The organism is Frondihabitans australicus, assembly GCF_003634555.1.
Taxonomy (GTDB): Bacteria; Actinomycetota; Actinomycetes; order Actinomycetales; family Microbacteriaceae; genus Frondihabitans; species Frondihabitans australicus.
In genome coordinates this window covers 984,221-1,002,518 of sequence record NZ_RBKS01000001.1, presented here as the reverse complement: position 1 = coordinate 1,002,518, position 18,298 = coordinate 984,221, and the positions used below count along the sequence as shown (strand labels likewise).

Below are 18,298 nucleotides of genomic sequence, written 5' to 3'. Positions count from 1 at the left end.
TCACTCCATGCTCGGCCGGGCGGCCGCCTCTCGGGCCCTGGCCTCCTCCAGCTTCCGCTTCACCTCGAGGCGGTGCCGCTGCTCGGCGAGGGCGGCCGCCATCGCCTGATTGCGCTGCAGCGAGTCACGCATGGCGAAGAGGCTCCGGGCCGTCTCGAGGTCTTCACCGGCGGGCAGACAGCCTGACCACAGCAGCACGACCCTGGCCGCCTCGTCACGGCGCTCGGCGTCGCTCACCCACTCGCTCGGCGGCACCACGGACGACAGGCGCCAGGCGAGGGCGGCGATGACGCGCGGGGCCCAGAACGGCGACAGCGGGGGCGTGATCGGGCCTATCTCGTCGGTCGACGCGTAGACCCAGAGGCCGATGGCGGCGGCCTGCCGAGCCGAGGGGACGCCGCTCGAGGCGATGTCGGCGAGGGTCTCGACGAGCTGGGCGCCGACTCCGCTCCTGCGCTCGGCCGGCGGTCCGCCCGCGGTGGACAGGCGGTAGAGGTCGTCGAAGACGTCCCCGGCCAGGGCGACCAGGTCGACGGCGTCGTCGAGGAAGACCTTCGGCACCGACGAGATGCGCGCCGAGATGTCATCGACGGCAGGGCCGGGCCGTGCGGAGTCCCAGGCGGCGACCTCGTCGTCTCCGCGCCGAATCCAGCGGTCGAGCACGTCCGTCTCGGCGGTCGCCGCCTGCGAACCCCGGCGGAAGCGGGAGAAGAAGTCAGCCACGTGCACCTCGCCTGGATCCGGCCGCTGTGCCCGTGACCTCGGGCGGAGCGAGCAGCCGACGCGCGAGCTCGACGCACGCCTTCGGGGCGTCGCGCATGTCGTCGACGTACAGGGTGTCGTAGCCGGCGTCGCGTGCCTCCTCCTCGACCGAGCGCCGGGGGTCCTGCACGAGCAGGGTCGCGGTGTCGAGGCGTCGTCGCACGTCGGCCGCCACCCCGGTGCCCGCCGACTGGCCGGCGCCGAAGAGCGACGACAGCCCGTCGTCCGAGAGCACGACGACGTGGCGGCGCTCCCCCAGGTGCGGCGGCGTGCGATAGCGGGAGGCGTACAGGTCGAGGGGAAATACCGTGCCGCCGGCGAAGAACGTCGTGAGGTACGCGAACGCGAGGGTCCGGTCGCGGGTGAACCCCTCCATGCCCGCCACCTGGCCGGCGCCGCTGAACGACGTCACGCGGACACGGCCTCCGCCCCGGAGCGCCGACAGGAGCAGGATCGTCCCGGCGAGCACCGCCGGCGAGCCGCTCGACGGCGACGGCATGGACCCGGACGAGTCGATGTACAGGTCGAGGTGCACGCTCTCGCGCGGCGGCGGCGGGGCGTCGGGCACGCTGTCCCGCCGCAGGGTCGTGACGCCGGGGATCACCGTCGTGCCGCGCCCGAGGGTCTCGACCCAGTCGATCGCCGAGAGGTCGTCGCCAAGCGACCACTCCTCCAGCGCACCCGGGATCGCGTCGTCCGCGGCGACCGGGGCGACCGACGCCTGCACGAGCGGCCTCACCCAGGGCTTCGCCTCGGCCTGGTACCAGGCGGAGAGCACCGCGGCCTGGTCGCTGGCGGCGTAGAGGCGCAGGGTGTCGGCGGCGCCGTAGCCCTGGCCGGCCGAGGTTCCGGCTGCTCCTGCGCCCTGATCGAGGCCGACCGCGGCGGGGTGCTCCGGCGTCTCGTGCAGGCGCGCGTCGGCCAGCACCGCGACGAGATCGCCGGGCGACGCCGGGCCCTGGCCGAGCTGACCGCCGCACACGGAGCCGGCTCCGGAGGGCGCAGGATCGCGAATGCCCGACGCCCTCTGCTGCTCGGCGAAGTACCCCGCCGCGATCATGCCGAAGCGCAGCGCGCCGCTGACCGGATCGGCCCCGAAGGTGCGGACGGTGTCGGCGAGGGCCTGCGCGTCGAGTTCCGGATCGGTGAGCGCGAGTCCGTCGAGGGCCGCCTCGAGGGCCCGGCGATCGGCGAACGCCCGGGCGAGATCGTCGGAGGCAGCCTGCTCTGCTCGCGCTGGTGCCGCACCGGTCGAGCCGTGGTGCGCCGGTTCGGGCGCCGCCGGCGCGTGCCTCGCGGCGAGGGTGCCGGCCGGTCTCGACCACAGCATCTCGTAGGCGCGCAGCACGACCCACCACAGGCGGTCCTGCGAGGAGGCGTGCGACAGGATGCGCCACATCGCGATCATCTCGGGCTCGACGGGCCCGCCCGCGTCCGTCGCACGATCGACGTCGCGCAGCCGCTGGAGCTCGGCGACGCGGACGTTGATGAGCATGTCCGACCACACGTTCGAGCACCAGCCGGCGATCTCGGGGACGGTCTCGTCGACGACGCCGGTCGCGGCGAGCGCGCGTGCCATCTGATGCCGGATCTTGAGGGAGTCCTGCTTCGTGCTCGGCGAGAGCACGTGGTGGCCGATCTCGTGGGCGAAGATCGACTCGAGGCATCCTTCGATGCCGTGCGCCGCCGGATGCCGGAGGTCGAACCAGACCTGCGGCGGGAACGAGAACCAGGCGAACGACCCCTCGTGCGCGTCGGGCCGGGCGAGCGGGTCGTGAAGGGAGACGCCCCAGAGCGCCTGGGCGGACTGCCAGGCGGCGCGCTGCTCGGGCGTGAGCGGGAGCGCGTTCATGCGGCGCCCCGCATCAGATAGGCGAGGTAGGAGGTCGGCGACGTGACGAGTCGCACGGTGTCGGTGTCGGTGCCGGAGCCGGAGCCGGTGGCAGTGGCCGTGCCGCCCGGTTGCGAGGCGTCGTCCGCGCGCCGCAGCCTGGCGCCGAAGACGTCGGCCACGACCTCCCAGGACTCGTCGCCGCTCATGAGGCGGAACACGCCGGGCGCCACTGTGACGGTCTCGCGCGGCGGAGCGGTCCACGGGCCCCACAGGCCGCGGAAGCCTCCGACGCTGCCGACGACCCGCAGGCCTGCGCCATCGTCGGTCGGCGGCCAGGCGAAGGGGTCGCGCTCCTGGGCGCGGGCGAACTCGCCGACGCGGTCGGCGGGCAGGCCGAGGGCGGCGCCGGCCACCTCGGGGCCGAGGCCGGCGTCGGCGAGGCGACCGCGTGCATCCTGCGCCAGGTCGATGACGCCCGAGCGCCAGGCGGCGAGCGACGACAGGGCGAGGAAGTCGCCACCGGGATCGGTGCGGACCGCGGCGCCCAGGAAGTGCAGGTAGAGCGCGGGGTCGCCGCCCCAGGCCGCGACGTTCTCGACCGACTGCGCGACGTCGTACTCGCTCACGACAGGCGGCTCGGAGCCGGGATCGACGATGATCCCCTCGTTCACCGCGTGACCGGGTCGGCGCGTCATGTCAGCGCCCGCCGTCGAGCCACAGCAGGTAGTTCGTGTATCGCTGGTGGAGGTACTTGAGGGTGAGCAGGTCGTCGTAGTGGCGACCGTAGAGCTTGCCCTGCTTCGCGACGGCCGCGATCTGCGACTCGATCGACGTGATCCGGCGTGACGCCTCCACGCTCGAGACGCCGTCGAGGCCCTGGCCGAGCTGGGCGAGCAGGTCGCCGACGGGGTCGCGCTTCTCGAGCAGGAGATGCCCGAACAGCTGCCGCGACTGTGCGAAGAGGTCGGCGAGCCACGACACCTGGTCGTGCGCCAGCTCGACGTCGTCGCCCTGGTCGAAGCGGGGGTGCGTGGGGTTCGGGAGCAGCTTGCCGCGAAGCGCGAACGGGAGCACCGCCGCCACGTCGTCGAGGCCGACGGCCGGCTGGCCGCGGAAGAACGCGATCGCCTTGGCGTAGGTGATGAGGGTCTGCAGCGACCTCACCGACAGGCTGTTCAGGGTCTGGGCGCCGAGGTCGACCTGGAGGTCGGCGCCGGAGTTGCTGTCGATGACCTCGCCGACCTGGCCGCCGGAGGTCGATACCGTGTCTTTGGTGCGGTACTCGAATCGTCGGCCGCCGTGCTGCACGAACTCGAAGTGCGACGCGAAGAACTCGATGTGGCGCCTCACGATCGGCGGCACCGGAACGGCGCGGATCGCGGCCTCCAGGTCGCGCTGCTCGTCGGGCGTCAGGATCAGCTCGGCGGGCACGTGCTCCTCCGGCTTCTCGCCGGCCTCGATGCGGGTCACGAGCTCGTCGAAGAATCGGCTGTTGAAGCCCATCGCCGCGACGGTGACGTCCATGCGGTCACGCAGGGCCTGGATCACGGGGAACGTGCCGCCGCCGGCGTCGTCGTTGGCCGTGAAGAACCAGCTCTCGACGCCCGACGGCGGACTCGTCGTGAGCATCTGGTCGTGACTCTCGACGTAGCCTTCAGCCACCATCGTGAGGAGCGCCGACTGCGTCTTGGTCGGGATCCGGTTGTACTCGTCGACGATCTTGACGGGTCGTTTCAGCCAGTCTCGCCAGGCGATGGAGATCTCGGCGAGACTGCCCGCCTGCACGAGGTCGCGCGGCAGGGGCATGCCCACGAGATCCGAGATGGTGAGCTGGGGCTGACCCTGCTGCACGCTGCGGCGAACGTCGGCGGGGGTGGACCCGGTGAGCACGCCCATGAGGATCGCAAGCGTGGTCTTGCCCCGGCCCGGGCCGCCGACGAGCAGGCACTTGCCGCCCACCGCCATGGTGAGCAGAGGGATCAGCACGTTCGACGAGTACGACTGGTCGGTCGGGAGGTGGAGTTCGGCGCCGGCATCGCCGAGCTCGAAGCGCACCGGCTGGCCGCGCGAGAACTCGATGTCGTAGAAGGGCGAGATGACCGCCTGGTTCACGAGCCAGAAGTACGCGCGGCGGAGCTTCTCGTCGAGCGGCGCCGCCTCGGCCTGCGGCTTCGCGAAGAGGTCCTCCGCGCGCAAACCGCCGGGCGGCGGTGGCGCGGACGACCTCGTCGGCGACTGCGACAGACGGTTCCAGCGATCCCCCAGGGCCATGCCGACCACCCTAGCGAGACGGGCCGGTGCCGGTCGCCGACGCGGCCTGCCTCGCCCCGGTCGACTCCCGCCCCGCCCCGGTCGACTCCCGCCCCGCCCCGGACGACTCCCGCCCCGCCCCGGTGACGGACGGATCGGTGAGCGGCACGGCGTACGTCAGCGCGCGACGCACGGTCTCAGCGATCGCGGGCAGGGCCTGCTCGACGCGCTCCGCGACCGTGCCCGTGACCTCGAGCCACGGGACCTCGCGCGCCGCGAGCTCGTCGCGAAACCGCTGCTGCATGGCGTGCCGGATGTGCTCGCCGTCGCGGTAGCCGTCCTGCACGAACGGGATGTCGTCACCGGTGAGCACATAGAGTGCAGGAGCATGGGCACTCGCCCGGGCGAGGACGGCAGGTGCGGGGCTCCCCACATAGCGCTCGTGCCAGAGGGCGGTGGCCAGGACGTCGGTGTCGCAGAGCAGCAGCGGACGCGGAACCCGCCGGAGCGCCGCGTCCTCCAGCCCGATCTGCCGATCGACGATGAGATCGAACTCGTCGCTGCGCCACGGCGTCTCGAGCCCTCCCTCGCGGACGATCGTGTGCTCGCGGCCGTACTCGGGCACCCACAGCGTCTCGAGGCGCTCGGCCAGGGCCTCGGCCAGAGTCGTGCTGCCCGTCGACTCGGCGCCGAGCACCACCACCCGGGGCGCGAGGGTCGCGCGCACGCACGGAGCGAGAGCCCACCAGCTCGCGGCGGGATCGTCGCGCACGGCCGTCCCCGAGATCGGCGTCGCGGTCCGGTCGGGGTCGACGCACACCCATTCGGCGCCCAGCCTGTCCGCCAGCTCCTCGCCGTACGAGTCGCTCGAGAAGACCGCGTCGACCGGCCCCGGCAGCAGGCTCTCGATCACCCGCATGTGGAGTTCCCAGACCGCAGGATCGCCATAGTCGATCGGCGCGTCGTCCATCGCGGACACCACCGTCGCCGTCGGATGCTCCTCACGCAGCCACGCCACCCGCGTCTCCAGCGGGATCGACTCCACGCTCGAGCCGAGCACCTCCACCACGAGCTCCTCGCACGCCACGAGTCCCGCCCGGATCAGGTTCGAGTGACCGGCGTGCAGCGGGTAGAACTTGCCGAGGACGAGCCCCCGCGCGAAGCGCTTCGCCCGGCCGGTCGCGAGGGCGTCAGCCACGGAGGGAGGTGGGGACGGTCGCGGGGTGAGCAGCTTCGGTCGGCGGGGTTCCCGATCCTGCGCCCTGCTGCCGACGCCGGGCGTGCACCCAGCCGCGGTAGCCGGCCGCGCACATCGCGATGAAGAGCAGGTAGAGGCCGCCGGTGATCCACAGGCCCTTGACGAGGTAGAGGCCGACGTAGGCGACGTCGACGGCGATCCAGACGAACCAGTTCTCGATCCAGCGGCGGTTCAGCATGTACTGGGCCGTGAGGCTGACCGCGGTCGTGGTCGCGTCGGCGATCTGCGTCGTGGAGTTCGTGAAGGCGGTGAGGATCCAGACGAGGGCGGCCGCCATGGCGATCGTGGCCAGCGCGAGCGGGACGATCGCGCGGCGGGGCGTGCTGCCGAGCGCGAGGCCGTCGGCGGTGTCGCGGTGCCGGGCCCAGTCGATCCAGCCCGCGACGCCAAGCGCCAGGTACACGACCTGCAGACCCGCGTCGGCGTAGAGCGCGGCGCCGACGAACAGCCAGATGAACACCAGGTTGTTCGCGATGCCGATGGGGAAGTTCGCGATGTGACGCCGGGCCGCCAGCAGCACGCACGCAGCACCCGTGACGAACCCCAGCACCTCGGTCCAGTTCGCGGCGAGCCAGGTGAGCATGCCATCAGCTTAGGGAACGCCCTGTCTGCCCGTCGCGTGGCCGGGGCGGGGTGTGGCGTGGCAGGGCGTGGGCGGGCCCGGCGAGCCGTGGCGCGGCGTGGCGCGACGGGCCGTGGCGCGGCGTGGCGCGACGGGCCGTGGCGCGGCGTGGCGTGGGCGGCTACGCGCGGCTCAGGATCCGATCCGCCTGGGTGCGCGCCCAGCGCTCGGCGTCGAGAACGCCCTCGAGGTCGGCCGAGGCGGGCTCGTGCGCGTCGACGACCGCCTTGACGGTGTCGACGATATCGAGGTAGCCGATGCGGCCCTCGTGGAACGCGTGGACCGCCTGCTCGTTCGCCGCGTTGAACACGGCGGGGTAGGTCGATCCAGCGCGCCCGACCTCCTTCGCGAGGCCCACCGCGGGGAACGCCGAGTCGTCGAGGGGTTCGAAGGTCCAGGTCTGGACCGTGGTCCAGTCGAGGGGGACGCCGACGCCGGGGACGCGATCCGGCCAGGAGAGCCCCAGCGAGATCGGCAGCCGCATGTCGGGCGGCGAGGCCTGTGCGAGCGTCGACCCGTCGGTGAACTCGACCATCGAGTGGACGATCGACTGCGGGTGCACGGCCACGTCGATCCGGTCGTAGTCGATGTCGAAGAGCAGGTGCGCCTCGATGATCTCGAGACCCTTGTTGACGAGCGTGGCGGAGTTGGTCGTGACGACGAGGCCCATGTCCCACGTCGGATGCGCCAGGGCCGCCTTCGGGCTGACGTCACGGAGGCTCTCGCGCGTCCGACCCCGGAACGGGCCGCCCGACGCCGTGAGGACGAGCCGGCGCACCTCGTCGTGGGTGCCCGAGCGCAGGGCTTGGGCCAGCGCGGAGTGCTCGGAGTCGACCGGGACGATCTGGCCGGGCGCCGCGAGGCCCTTCACGAGGTCGCCGCCGACGATGAGGCTCTCCTTGTTGGCGAGGGCCAGGGTCGCGCCCGAGCGCAGGGCGGCGAGAGTGGGGCCGAGGCCGACCGAGCCGGTGATGCCGTTGAGCACGACGTCCGCGGCGACGGTCTCGACGAGACTGACGGACTCGTCGGCTCCCAGCGCCGTGTGCTCGACGCCGAACTCCGCCGCCTGCTCGGCGAGCTTCTCGCGGTTCGTGCCGGCGGACAGCCCGACGACCTCGAACAGGTGCGGGTTGCGGGCGATGACGTCGAGCGCCTGAACGCCGATGGAGCCGGTCGAGCCGAGGACGATGATGCGACGCATGGGATCGAGCCTAGACGCGCGCGGTCTCGCCGCACGCCCGGCAGCTCACGAGGCCGCCTTCAGCACCCGCGCGATCGCACACGGCGCATCGTCCCGACGGAGTCGGCACGATGTGACGCGTGTGCTCGCGCGGCTATGAAGTTGCCAGAATGTCGATGACGAACACCAGGGTGTCGGTGCCCTTGATTCCCGCGGTGTCGTTGCCGGCCGTCCCGTAGCCGTCCGCGGGCGGCAGGATCGCCACCACCTGCGAGCCGACCGTCTGCCCGGCCAACGCCTTCTTGAACCCGGGGACGACCTGATCGAGCGAGAACGTCGTCGGCCCGGAGCCCCAGCTCTGGTCGAAGACCTTGCCGGTCCGCCAGAGGGTGCCCTGGTACTGGACCGTCACGGACCCCGTGCTCGACACCTTCTCGCCCGAGCCCTTCTTCAGCACCTCGAGCTCGAACGACGACGGCGCCTTGGACGCCGGGATCGTGACCTTGGGCTGACCGGTCGACCTCAGCGACACCCGTGGGAAGCCCGCCTTCGGCGTCTGCGGCGTGCCCGTGGCCCGCAACGGCACGGTGTCGAGGAGGTCGAGGACGATGACGATGTCGTCGCCGGAAGACACACCGAACGACTCCGAGCCGTTCGAGCCGAACATGTCGGAGGCGTCGGCGACCGTGACGGTGCGCGACCCGACGCGAGCGCACTGCATGGCGTCGACGAGCCCCGGCAGGTAGAGGTTCTTGCTCACCGTGAACTGCGTCGAGGGCATGCCCCTGTAGCCGGCCGTCGAGATCTTCTTGCCGGAGGTCGCGTCGTAGATCGTGAAGGCGACGTCGAGGAGGGTGCCCGTCGTCGCCTTGACGCCCGTGCCCTCGATCGCCGTGGTTCGCTCGGTCTTCGTGACGGAGAGCCCCTTGTCGAAGCTCACCACAGGCGCCGTCCCCAGCGTGCCCTGCACCTTCACGGACGTCGCGGCCGTGCCGCTGGCCGGAGCCCCGGTGCAGGAGCCCTGCGCCTCGCCGGTCGCGGCCGGCGTCGACGCGCCGCCGGTCGCGCTCGTCCCTCCCCCGCCGCCGGTGCAGCCGACCAGTGCCAGCGCCACCAGGGGCATGACGGCGAGCGGACCGAGGAGTCGACGCCGAATCACGCGGCGTCCGCCGCAGCCGCGACCGTCGGCTCGTGCTTCACCGGGAAGTTCACCGACGAGGCGATGTAGCACTTCTCGGAGGCGAGGTGGTGCAGCTCCTGAGCCTTCTCGACCATGCTCGCCTCGGCGACCGTGACGCGTGGCCGCAGGGTCACCTCGGTGAAGTGCCCGCCGCCGTCCTTCGTCTGCACCATGGTGCCGATCGCGTCGTCGACATACGCCGTCACCACGACGCCGTTCGTCGAGCACAGCCAGAGGTAGCTCAGCAGGTGGCACTGCGACAGCGCCCCGAGGAGCATCTCCTCCGGGTTCCACCGGTCGAGCGTGCCGCGGAACGGCCTGTCGGCGGAGCCCTGGATCTCGTGCTTGCCGTCGACGGTGAGCACGTGGTCACGCCCGTAGGAGTCGTAGTCGGTCGTGCCGACGCCGCGGTCTCCGGTCCAGGTGGTGCGCAGGGCGTAGTGGTGGTCGAACATTGATCAGGGCTTCCTCTCGACACCCCATCGTTACACTCCCCAGCATGGACGACCTGCACCACGCCCCCTCCTCGCCCACGACTCCCAGCGCGAACGCAGCAGCTCGACCGCGTCATCCCCTCGACGCCGACGGGTCCGTCGAGCTGGCCGTCGTCGAACGCTCGGGTCTCGCCGAGAGCCGCCACCTCGGCGCCGCGGTCGTCGTGAACGCGCAGGGCGACGTGCTGGACGCCCTGGGAGACGCGGAGGCGACGATCTATCCGCGCTCCTGCCTCAAGCCTCTGCAGGCACTCGCGGTGCTCAGGGCCGGAGTCGACCTCGAGGGGGCCCAGGCCGTCCTGGCCATGGCGAGTCATGCGGGCACGCCGGCGCACCAGCAGGTGGTCCGCGACATGCTCGCCCGGTCGAACTCGGGCCCGGAAGACCTGCTCTGCCCACCCGACTGGCCCTATGACAGGGCGACCGCGCGTACGGCGACTGAGAAGACGCGCCTGTTCATGAACTGCAGCGGCAAGCACGCGGCCTTCCTGCTCGCCTGCGAGCGGAACGGCTGGAACAAGAAGACCTACGACGCCCTCGACCACCCGCTGCAGTCGGCGATCCGCGACACGATCGAGGAGTTCGCCGGCGAGCGACCGGATCACGCGGGCGTGGACGGCTGCGGAGCCCCGGTCTACGCCCTGACCCTCCGCGGCCTCGCGACGGGCATCGCGCGGGTCACGGGGGCCGCGACCGCCGACCCGTCGTCGGCGGCGGCGCACCTCACCCGTTCCGTGCTCGCCGACGCCTGGGCTCTCGACGGCACGGGTCGCGCGAACACGGTGACGATCGAGGAGCTCGGCGTCGTCGCGAAGCTCGGCGCGGAGGGAGTCCTGGTCATCGGGACGACGGGCGGCACGGCCGTGGCGCTCAAGATGCTCGACGGCAACCTGCGCGCGGGCACCCTCGTCGCGCTCCGGCTGCTGACCGACCTCGGGGCCGTCGACGCCGACGCCGCTCAGCGGGTCGTCGACCACACCCTCGAACGAGTGCTCGGCGGAGGCGAGGTCGTCGGTTCGATCCGCCTGGGAGCAGCCTTCGGCGGTCGCTGAGACCGCACCCGCCAGCGCGTTCCGGACGCGCCCGAGAGTCACAGGACCGGGTCCATGCCCACCCAGCGCCCGCGCGACTCGGTCGCCACCCGCGCGCAAACCGAGCCGTCGGGGCCGACCCACACCTCCGCCTGGAGCGGATCGTCGCGCACGCCCGCCCCACTCGCGTCCACGCCGAAGGCCGCGCCTCGCCTGAGGACGCTCTCGAACCTCACGGCCGGCCGATCTCGAAGCCCGTACCGGGCGTCCAGCTGCTCACGGTAGGCACGCGCCATCGCCTCGGCCAGCAGCCTCGGGCCCCGCACGACCACGCCGTGACGAGCCTCCACGATGAGAGGCGCGTCGCTGACGCTCACCGCCTCGTCGCCGTCACGCACGACGACTCCGCCCCGCCCGAGGACGAGGAGCTCACGCCCGGGGGTCGTGGGCTCTCGGCAGGGCGTGCAGACGAGCTCGTCGAGAGCGGCTCGCAAGCGTTGCTGCCTCGCGTGCGACGCGCCGGCGAGGGCGGCGCGGAGGGAGCTGCGTGAGCGGGAACGACGTGCTTCGACGAAAGTGATCATGCGTCGATCGAAGCCGATGGCGGCCTCGGCTCCTGCGCCCTGAGCCGATCTGTGGACAACCCGCGGTTGTCCACAGGCCGACCCCGGCCGGTTTCAGCTGACGGTGAAGAACTGCTCGCCGATGTCGATGCGCGAACCGCGCGGAACGCGTACGCGCTTGCCGGGCTCGCAGCGCTTCGCCGGCGCGGCCGGTGGCCTGAGCACGGTGCCGTTGCCCGACCAGCGGTCGGAGATCCACAGCTGGCCGTCGTCCTGGCCGAACTCGAGGTGCGTCTTCGAGACGGACTTGCCGGGGTCGATGATCCGCACGAGAAGATCGATCATGTCGCCCGGCTGCGGCGTCGGCGCGCGCCCGACGAGGCCGGTGCCCTGCACCGTGAAGCTCTCGCCGGTCGAGAACTGCAGCGTGTACGGCTCGCCGAGGGGGCGTCGCGCGACGATCCGGGTCTGCTCGATGTCGTCGATCGGCGAACCGACCGCCCACGGAGCAGCGGGTCTCGGCGACTCGGGAGCGGGTGGCACGGGGGCCATGACCGCGGGGCCGGATTCGGGCGCGTCGTCGACCGGCGTGGCTTTGAGGGGCGCAGGAGCAGGCGAGTCCTCGACCGTCTCGGGCACGGCCGGCACCGACCGTGCGCTCACCGGAGGCGGAGCGGGTTGCGCGACTTCGTCCAGGGGCTGCGTCTCGACCGGCGGGGCGGGAGGCGCGGGCGGTACCGGTGACGACGTGTCGGCGACTGCTGCGTCGCCCCACAGCTTCGGCGCCTCCTTCTCAGCACGTCGGCCGAAGAAGCGGCGGCGCTGCTTGGGAGCCGGCTCGGGGTCCGGCACGAACGGCGGCGGCACGCTCCCCGACGGCGGCAGGGGCGTCGGGGCGAGGGGTGCGGGCCGAGGTGCGGGGGCCTCGGCCGCGCCGCCCGTGTCGGTCCGGGTCTCCGGGTTCCGCGCCTGGTGGTCCCCGAGCGAGGTGTCGCCTCGGTCACCGTCAGCGTCGCCGTCGCTCAGGTGCTCGTCGGCCTCGGACTGCTCGAGGGCTCGCCGTTCGGCCAGCGGTGGTTCGTCCGCAGCGGGTTCGGGCTCCGCGGCGGCATCCGACGCGACCGGGTGCGTGAGGATCGGCGTGATGGGGCCGGTGAACGACTGCGCGACCGCCTGCACCACGGTGCCGCACTCGCCGCAGAAGATGTCGTCGTCGCTGAGGGCCGCACCGCAGACGGTGCAGCGCAGCCGACCGTCCGAGCCCGGTCGGGCCGGCGTGACGAGCGGCTGGATCACGTTCGTGTCGCCCGGGCGGGGTTCGTCGGGGTCGACGGAGCCGGACGCCGGCGTGCCCTGAGGGCCCGCGCTCTCGGCCGGTCGCGCCGTCGACGACTCGGACTCGCTCGTGCTCCGCCCCGCAACGGACTCGTCGTCGGCACGGCTCCCCTCGCCCGTCGACTCGCCGGCGGCTTCCCGCGCCGCTGCGTCGGCCGCCGCCTGCTCGGGCGAGATCGGGGTCAGGGATGCGGTCCACAGGGGAGCCGACACCGGGCGGCCCGATGCACGCGTCGGGGCGGACGGCGCGCTCGACGGCAGCGGGCTGCCGGGCAGCACGGGCCCGGGCTGGCGCAGCGGGGCTGGCGCAGGATCAGGAAGCCCGTCGCGCAGACCGCCCTCGGCAGGCACCGCCTCCCCGGCGCCCTCCGTCGCCTCAGCCGCTTCGGACGCCTGAGCCGGTCTCGACGTCCCGTCCGGCTCGGACGCGTCGTCCGGTCCGGACGCCTCATCAGGTCTCGAAGCCTCGTCCGGCTCGGATGTCGCAGCCGGTTCAGACGACGAACTCGGTTCGGACGCCTCGGTCGATTCGATCTCCGCGGATCCGCCCACCACGGATGTCTCGCCCGCAGCTACGGGCTCTGCGGCGGCCGCACGCTCAGCGCGCTCGGGCGAACCCGCCTCGACGTCATCCTCAGTCCGCTCGGGTGCGTCGCCGGAATCCGGCTCGCTCACCCGATCGCCCAGCCACCACGGCGTGCCCGGCGGCACGACAGCCGCCGGCGGCTCGCGGAGCTCCCACGCCGGGATCTCGCCGGGCGCGAGCGAGGGTGCGCCCTGCTCTTTCTGGCGCGCGGCATAGGCCGCGACGTCGGCAGCGGTGATGGCCCGGCCGCACTGGCCGCAGAACATGGCTCCGTCGGGCAGAGGGCTCGAACAGGTGGGACAACGCATAAACGGAAGACTGCCTAACGGTTGGAGGCCTTGCGGCCATGGTAGCCGCGCAACGATCGGGTCGAGACGGCGGCGACGAAGCGCTGCCAGCGGGTGAGGCCCGAGTCGAGCTGCGTGCGCATCTCGCCGACGGCCTTCCACACGCGGTCGGCGTCGCCCTCGTCGACGGTCTCGGGCGCGAACACCGATCGGTCGACGACGCGCGCCAGCACGGCGGGTCGGCTGCCGCCGACGGCGCCGGCGACTTCGGTCCGGGTGGCGGACGGCGGCGGCGTCACGCCGTGGTCGAGCACCGAATCCTGGAACTCCTGCCAGCCGCCGGTGATTCGCCGCGAGGGGTCCCGTGCCCGTCGACGCCGACGGCGACGCGACGCCTTGACCCCGACGATCGCGAGGAACGGGGCCATGATGATCCCGGCGACCAGCAGGACCCAGCCGCCGATCTTCACGATCGTCAGCACGATCGCGATCCATGCCGGCGGAAGAGCCGGGGTGTCCTGCTTGGACTGGGGCTGCGTCTGGTCGTTCGGCGGATCGGCCTCCTGCGGCGGCGGCTGCACCACCGACTGCGGCTGCGAGACTTTGTTGGGATCGGTCTTCGTCGTGTCGGGGATCTTCCGCGGCGTGGGATTCGGATCCAGCGTCACCCAGCCGTACTGCGCCGTGTCGACCTCGATCACGGCCGTGATGTCGGAGCCGACGAAGGATTCCGGCGAGCCGTCGGCGCCGCGCTTCGCCTGGAACCCGAGGACGACGCGCGCGGGGAATCCGAGCTGGTCGGCCATGAGTGCGGCGGATGCGGAGTACTGCTCGGCGTCGCCGATCATCAGAGGGTCGGTGAAGAGCTGGCTGAGGCGTTCCTCGCCGTGGCCGGAGCGGCTGACCGGCTCGTTCTTCGACACTCCGTGGCTGACGTAGCCGTTCTTCTTCAGACCGTCGAGCGCCGCCTGCAGGCGGGCGCCCTGGCCGGTGACGCCGTTGACGTAGTCCGCGAGGGCGGACTTCAGAGTCGCGGGCACACCGGTCGGCGTCGGGACGGTCTCGGATCCTGGGGTCAGCGCTTCGAGCTGGGCCTTCGACGGCTGTCGCGGGACGACCGACGTCAGCGAGTACGACACGCCCTTCGAGACGCCGCCGACGACGGCCGCCGTGCCGGTGGTGTCGTTGTAGAAGAACGCGTCGCGGAGGTTCGCGGCGTTGCCGCCCGCGAAGTCGATCGTCTCGAGCTTGCCGACGGTGGGCAGCCACACGCCGTCGTACCCGTCGACCGTGACCTGGATCGACGCCTGGCTGCCGCGCACCTTGGACTGGTCGAACGACGTCGGGACGCGGGTGAACGTGCCCGAGTCTCCGGAGGCGCGAGCGGACCCGACCGAGTAGTCGACGCCGTCGTACGTGTCGAGAGTGGCGATCCGGACGAAGTCTCCGGAGGACAGACCGGTCACGGTCAACTGCGGCGAGTCGACCCTCGGCTTCTGCTCATACGCCCGGAACCCGCTGAGCGGGCTCACGTAGTCGCGCGGGTCGAAGGGCTTCACCACGGCGTCGCGGGCCACCCATCGGGCGCCCGCCGGGCCGAGGACCGTGGCGGCGGCGATCGCGACGAGCGACGCGATGGCGAGGGTCGCGAGCGTGCCGCCGAGGGCGCGACGCGCGACGGCGCGATTGCCGGAGCGGTGGGGGTTTGCGCTCGCACCCGTCGCACGCAGTGTTGACCGGGTCAGGCGGTCGATGGCGAGCCGTCGGCGGCGAAGGCGCCACCAGACGAGCCAGAGCACCGACGCCGCCAGCAGGGCGAGACCGGTGACGATGGGCAGGAGCGCCTGACTCGACCCCAGGATGATCCCCGCCACGAAGACGACGACCGGCGGCACCAGCGCGAGCTCGGCGCGCGACGACCGGAGGGCCGTCGAGAGGCCGATCACCGTGCCCGGGAGGACGAGCACGAACGCCGGCACGAGGAGCGCCTGGTAGCTGCCGACCGGGAGCGTGATCGTGACGAGCTGCTTCCAGCTGAGCGCGACGCCCTGCACGAGCTCCCGGAGCCCGTCGACCGTGGGCAGCACGCCGTACTGGGCCTGACTCGGTACGGCGACCGCGACGCCGAACAGCCCGAAGGCGACGACGGTGGCCAGCAGGAGCCAGAAGCTCGACAGCCGCAGGAACGTCCCCGCGAGAGCGATGGCCGCGCCCACCACCAGGCTGACGACGACGAGCACGACGAAGTCGACGCTGACGTACACCGGCCAGAGCGTCACGCACGCGATCGCCATGATCACCGCGAAGGCGAGTGCCTGCGCGAGGGCGAAGCCCGCTGAGACACGCGGGCGCGACCGACGGGGCCGGAGCGGCTGCGCCTCTGAGGCCGTCCGCCTCGCCGCGATCCCTGCCGCGGGCGCGCTCACACGCTCACCACCTTCGCCAAAGACTGCTTGAGGTCGTCGAGGTAGCCGACGGTGAGCACCGTGAGGTCGGCCACCCGGCGCATGCCGGGGATCGACTCCGGGTCGCAGACGATGGCCACGGCCTCGACGCCGGGAGGGAACGCGGCGGCCGCGGCGCGAAGATCCGTGATGCGGGTGGTCGAGCCGACGACGAGGAAGGCCACGGAGATGCCCGACACCTGTTCGCCCGTGACGCGAGCGACGTCGGTGATCGCGAGAGACGACTCCGAGTAGGTCACCACGGCGAGCTCGTCCAGCAGGCGGTCGCGGGTGAGCGTGCTCAGCGGCTTGACCGCCAGAGTCTTGCGCTTGGCGAACTCGGGCGTCCGCTCGGAGACCACGACCGTGACCTCGCGGGCGTCGCGGATGGCACGGATGCCGAGCGACGCGGCGACGCTCACGGCCAGTTCGAACTCGTCCTCCGTGGCGAAGTCGACGTTCGCGAGGCTCAGCGCGATGACGAGGTGGCTGCGGCGGGTCTCCTCGAACTGCCGCACCATGTACTGGCCTGCACGGGCGGTGGACTTCCAGTGGATGTGTCGTCGTTCATCGCCGCGGACGTACTCGCGGAGAGCGTGGAACGAGATGTCGCTCGCGGTGAGGTCTCGCGTCGCCGTGCCCTCGAGGTCGCGGATCAGGCCCGTGCTCGTGGACTGGATGCCGATGGTCTTCGGGTGCACGTACAGCTCGGTGACGCCGGTCCACTCGAGCTCGCGCCGCACGAGACCGATCGGATCGCCGCGCACCGTGCGCACGGGGCCGACCGGGATCACGCCGCGACGGCCCGTGGGCACGGCGAACGACTCCTCGACCGAGTCGCCGCCCCGCATGCCCGGCAGCGAGATCTCGGCGAGGCCCTGGCCGATGGGGATCTCGACCGTGACGCCGAGGACGCGCCTCCTGGTGGGGTTCGCGACCGTCACCCGGCCGTCGGCGTCGTCGCCGACCGCCACGCGCTGATGCGGGAGCGTCAGCGACACGGTGAAGGCGTTGCGCCCGATCGCGTACAGGGCCGCGAGGCAGAGCAGGACCACGGCCGCGTAGCCGACCGCGACGAGTTCGAGCCAGCCGAGTCGGTACCCGGCGATCAGCGAGGCCGGCGCGATCACGAGCATCGACCAGCCCACCGGCGTGACGATTCCCGACGCGACCGCCGCCACTCGACCGCACCAGGCCGCGACGGCGCGCCAGACCCGCACGAGGACGATGACGAGGTCGGCGCCGAAGCCGGTCCGGTTGCCGACGATGCGCGTGCGCGCGTTGGTGAGGCCCTGCGTGCTCGAAAGCGTGTCGGCCCGCGGCTCCCGAACCGACGCGGTCGAGCGCGCAGGAGCCGGGCGAACCCCGCCCGGTGGCCGTGTCTGCCCCCGCCGCGCCGCCGCCCCGGGGCGCGACTGCCCGGGCGGCCGGGTGTCCGGCGCCACAGGGGGTCGGTCGAGGCTCATGCCGTCGGACCGCGACGGGCTCGGGTCACGCGCTCACCCGCTCGGCGGGCGGCGCGATCTCGATGAGCAGCTGGCTGATGACGCTGGACGGCGTGACGCCGTCGAACTCGGCCTCGGGGTCGAGCACGAGCCGGTGGGCGAGCACCGGCTCCGCGAGGAGCTTGATGTCGTCGGGGGTGACGTAGTGACGCCCCGTGGATGCCGCGTAGGTCTTCGCGACGCGGACGAGCGCCAACGCACCTCGCACGCTCACGCCGAGGCGGACCTCCGGGGCGGATCGCGTGCCGTCGACGAGCCGGGCGACGTAGTCGGCGACGGTCGGGTCGACGTGGACGGTGCGGGCCAGCCGAGCCATCTCGACGATCACGGCGGCCTCCACCACGGGCGACAGTGAGCCCTCGTGCACCCGCGTCGCCGAGCCCTCGAGGATCCGGAGCGTCGCGGCGTGGTCGGGATAGCCGATGGAGGCCTTCATGATGAAGCGATCGAGCTGGGCCTCCGGCAGGCGGTACGTGCCGGCCTGCTCGATCGGGTTCTGCGTCGCGATGACCATGAACGGCGCGTCGACGGAGTGCGTCACGCCGTCGACCGTGACTCGGGACTCCTCCATGACCTCGAGCAGCGCCGACTGGGTCTTCGGCGAGGCCCGGTTGATCTCGTCGGCGAGCACGATGTTCGCGAACACCGGGCCGGCGTGGAACTCGAAGTCGCCGGACTTCTGGTCGTAGATGCTCACACCGGTGATGTCGCCGGGAAGGAGGTCGGGCGTGAACTGGATGCGTGAGGAAGCGCCCTGCACCGTCTGGGCGATCGCCCTGGCGAGGCTCGTCTTGCCGGTGCCCGGGAAGTCCTCGAGAAGCAGGTGCCCCTCGCTGAGAAGCGCCGAGAACGAGAGCTTGATCACGAACGACTTGCCCAGGAGGACCTTGTCGACGTTGGCCACGAGGCGCGCGAAGATGTCGGCGAACCAGGTGGCCTGCTCGGGCGTCATGCTCATGCTCTCGGT

The 18,298-nt window shown here is 72.2% G+C and carries 15 protein-coding genes; 1 reads left to right on the top strand and 14 read right to left on the bottom strand.

Annotated features, from left to right (window positions below; all coding sequences use genetic code 11):
- The 9 genes from C8E83_RS04610 to C8E83_RS04570 form a co-directional block, all read right to left on the bottom strand.
- Complete coding sequence (locus C8E83_RS04610; RefSeq protein ID WP_245981416.1) at nucleotides 1–723, bottom strand: phosphohydrolase; 723 nt, start codon at nucleotides 721–723, stop codon at nucleotides 1–3.
- Entirely contained in the window at nucleotides 716–2,614 is a 1,899-nt protein-coding gene (locus C8E83_RS04605; protein ID WP_211331661.1) for a VWA domain-containing protein, read from the bottom strand. Before C8E83_RS04605 ends, C8E83_RS04610 begins: the two co-directional genes overlap by 8 nt.
- On the bottom strand, nucleotides 2,611–3,291 hold the full coding sequence (locus C8E83_RS04600) for a hypothetical protein (RefSeq protein ID WP_121368648.1): 681 nt from the start codon (nucleotides 3,289–3,291) through the stop codon (nucleotides 2,611–2,613). Before C8E83_RS04600 ends, C8E83_RS04605 begins: the two co-directional genes overlap by 4 nt.
- A 1-nt stretch (nucleotide 3,292) precedes the next feature.
- Nucleotides 3,293–4,867: an AAA family ATPase gene (locus C8E83_RS04595; protein ID WP_245981415.1), complete on the bottom strand. Its 1,575-nt coding sequence runs from the start codon at nucleotides 4,865–4,867 to the stop codon at nucleotides 3,293–3,295.
- 10 nt (nucleotides 4,868–4,877) lie between these two features.
- Entirely contained in the window at nucleotides 4,878–6,044 is a 1,167-nt protein-coding gene (locus C8E83_RS04590; RefSeq protein ID WP_121368647.1) for an AAA family ATPase, read from the bottom strand.
- Nucleotides 6,037–6,687 (bottom strand): nicotinamide riboside transporter PnuC, encoded by a 651-nt coding sequence (gene pnuC, locus C8E83_RS04585; RefSeq protein ID WP_121368646.1) that lies wholly within the window; start codon nucleotides 6,685–6,687, stop codon nucleotides 6,037–6,039. The genes C8E83_RS04590 and pnuC overlap by 8 nt, the downstream gene beginning before the upstream one ends.
- Before the next feature lie 160 nt (nucleotides 6,688–6,847).
- A complete protein-coding gene (locus C8E83_RS04580; protein WP_121368645.1) occupies nucleotides 6,848–7,927 on the bottom strand; it encodes a 1-deoxy-D-xylulose-5-phosphate reductoisomerase in 1,080 nt (359 codons plus the stop codon).
- 133 nt (nucleotides 7,928–8,060) lie between these two features.
- Nucleotides 8,061–9,029: an FKBP-type peptidyl-prolyl cis-trans isomerase gene (locus tag C8E83_RS04575; protein ID WP_147430084.1), complete on the bottom strand. Its 969-nt coding sequence runs from the start codon at nucleotides 9,027–9,029 to the stop codon at nucleotides 8,061–8,063.
- Nucleotides 9,030–9,061: 32 nt separating this feature from the next.
- A complete protein-coding gene (locus C8E83_RS04570; RefSeq protein ID WP_121368643.1) occupies nucleotides 9,062–9,541 on the bottom strand; it encodes an OsmC family protein in 480 nt (159 codons plus the stop codon).
- A gap of 44 nt (nucleotides 9,542–9,585) precedes the next feature.
- On the opposite strand from C8E83_RS04570, the gene C8E83_RS04565 reads away from it, so the two are divergent.
- Nucleotides 9,586–10,632, top strand: a complete 1,047-nt coding sequence (locus C8E83_RS04565) for an asparaginase (protein ID WP_121368642.1) — start codon at nucleotides 9,586–9,588, stop codon at nucleotides 10,630–10,632.
- 38 nt (nucleotides 10,633–10,670) lie between these two features.
- Here the strand turns inward: C8E83_RS04565 and C8E83_RS04560 are convergent, their stop codons facing one another.
- The 5 genes from C8E83_RS04560 to C8E83_RS04540 all read right to left on the bottom strand — a co-directional run bounded on the left by C8E83_RS04560 (nucleotide 10,671) and on the right by C8E83_RS04540 (nucleotide 18,289).
- Nucleotides 10,671–11,195, bottom strand: a complete 525-nt coding sequence (locus C8E83_RS04560; protein WP_121368641.1) for a hypothetical protein — start codon at nucleotides 11,193–11,195, stop codon at nucleotides 10,671–10,673.
- A 93-nt stretch (nucleotides 11,196–11,288) separates the two neighbouring features.
- Nucleotides 11,289–13,403 carry a zinc-ribbon domain-containing protein gene (locus C8E83_RS04555; RefSeq protein ID WP_147430083.1) on the bottom strand — a complete coding sequence of 705 codons (2,115 nt, stop codon included), beginning with the start codon at nucleotides 13,401–13,403 and terminating at the stop codon, nucleotides 11,289–11,291.
- Between the two features lie 14 nt (nucleotides 13,404–13,417).
- Nucleotides 13,418–15,676, bottom strand: coding sequence for a transglutaminase TgpA family protein (locus C8E83_RS04550; RefSeq protein WP_170159844.1), 2,259 nt, complete (start codon nucleotides 15,674–15,676; stop codon nucleotides 13,418–13,420).
- Between the two features lie 128 nt (nucleotides 15,677–15,804).
- Nucleotides 15,805–17,271 carry a DUF58 domain-containing protein gene (locus tag C8E83_RS04545; protein ID WP_245981413.1) on the bottom strand — a complete coding sequence of 489 codons (1,467 nt, stop codon included), beginning with the start codon at nucleotides 17,269–17,271 and terminating at the stop codon, nucleotides 15,805–15,807.
- A 46-nt stretch (nucleotides 17,272–17,317) separates the two neighbouring features.
- Complete coding sequence (locus C8E83_RS04540) at nucleotides 17,318–18,289, bottom strand: AAA family ATPase (RefSeq protein WP_121368637.1); 972 nt, start codon at nucleotides 18,287–18,289, stop codon at nucleotides 17,318–17,320.
- Nucleotides 18,290–18,298: the final 9 nt, after the last annotated feature.

What these genes read in the sequence shown, in the direction of transcription:
- C8E83_RS04575 (WP_147430084.1), bottom strand. Translation starts at nt 9,029, where the DNA reads ATGCCCCTGGTGGCGCTGGCACTGGTCGGCTGCACCGGCGGCGGGGGA.
- C8E83_RS04560 (WP_121368641.1), bottom strand. Translation starts at nt 11,195, where the DNA reads ATGATCACTTTCGTCGAAGCACGTCGTTCCCGCTCACGCAGCTCCCTC.
- C8E83_RS04580 (WP_121368645.1), bottom strand. Translation starts at nt 7,927, where the DNA reads ATGCGTCGCATCATCGTCCTCGGCTCGACCGGCTCCATCGGCGTTCAG.
- C8E83_RS04600 (WP_121368648.1), bottom strand. Translation starts at nt 3,291, where the DNA reads ATGACGCGCCGACCCGGTCACGCGGTGAACGAGGGGATCATCGTCGAT.
- C8E83_RS04565 (WP_121368642.1), top strand. Translation starts at nt 9,586, where the DNA reads ATGGACGACCTGCACCACGCCCCCTCCTCGCCCACGACTCCCAGCGCG.
- C8E83_RS04555 (WP_147430083.1), bottom strand. Translation starts at nt 13,403, where the DNA reads ATGCGTTGTCCCACCTGTTCGAGCCCTCTGCCCGACGGAGCCATGTTC.
- C8E83_RS04570 (WP_121368643.1), bottom strand. Translation starts at nt 9,541, where the DNA reads ATGTTCGACCACCACTACGCCCTGCGCACCACCTGGACCGGAGACCGC.
- pnuC (WP_121368646.1), bottom strand. Translation starts at nt 6,687, where the DNA reads ATGCTCACCTGGCTCGCCGCGAACTGGACCGAGGTGCTGGGGTTCGTC.
- C8E83_RS04540 (WP_121368637.1), bottom strand. Translation starts at nt 18,289, where the DNA reads ATGAGCATGACGCCCGAGCAGGCCACCTGGTTCGCCGACATCTTCGCG.
- C8E83_RS04595 (WP_245981415.1), bottom strand. Translation starts at nt 4,867, where the DNA reads ATGGCCCTGGGGGATCGCTGGAACCGTCTGTCGCAGTCGCCGACGAGG.
- C8E83_RS04550 (WP_170159844.1), bottom strand. Translation starts at nt 15,676, where the DNA reads ATGGCGATCGCGTGCGTGACGCTCTGGCCGGTGTACGTCAGCGTCGAC.
- C8E83_RS04605 (WP_211331661.1), bottom strand. Translation starts at nt 2,614, where the DNA reads ATGAACGCGCTCCCGCTCACGCCCGAGCAGCGCGCCGCCTGGCAGTCC.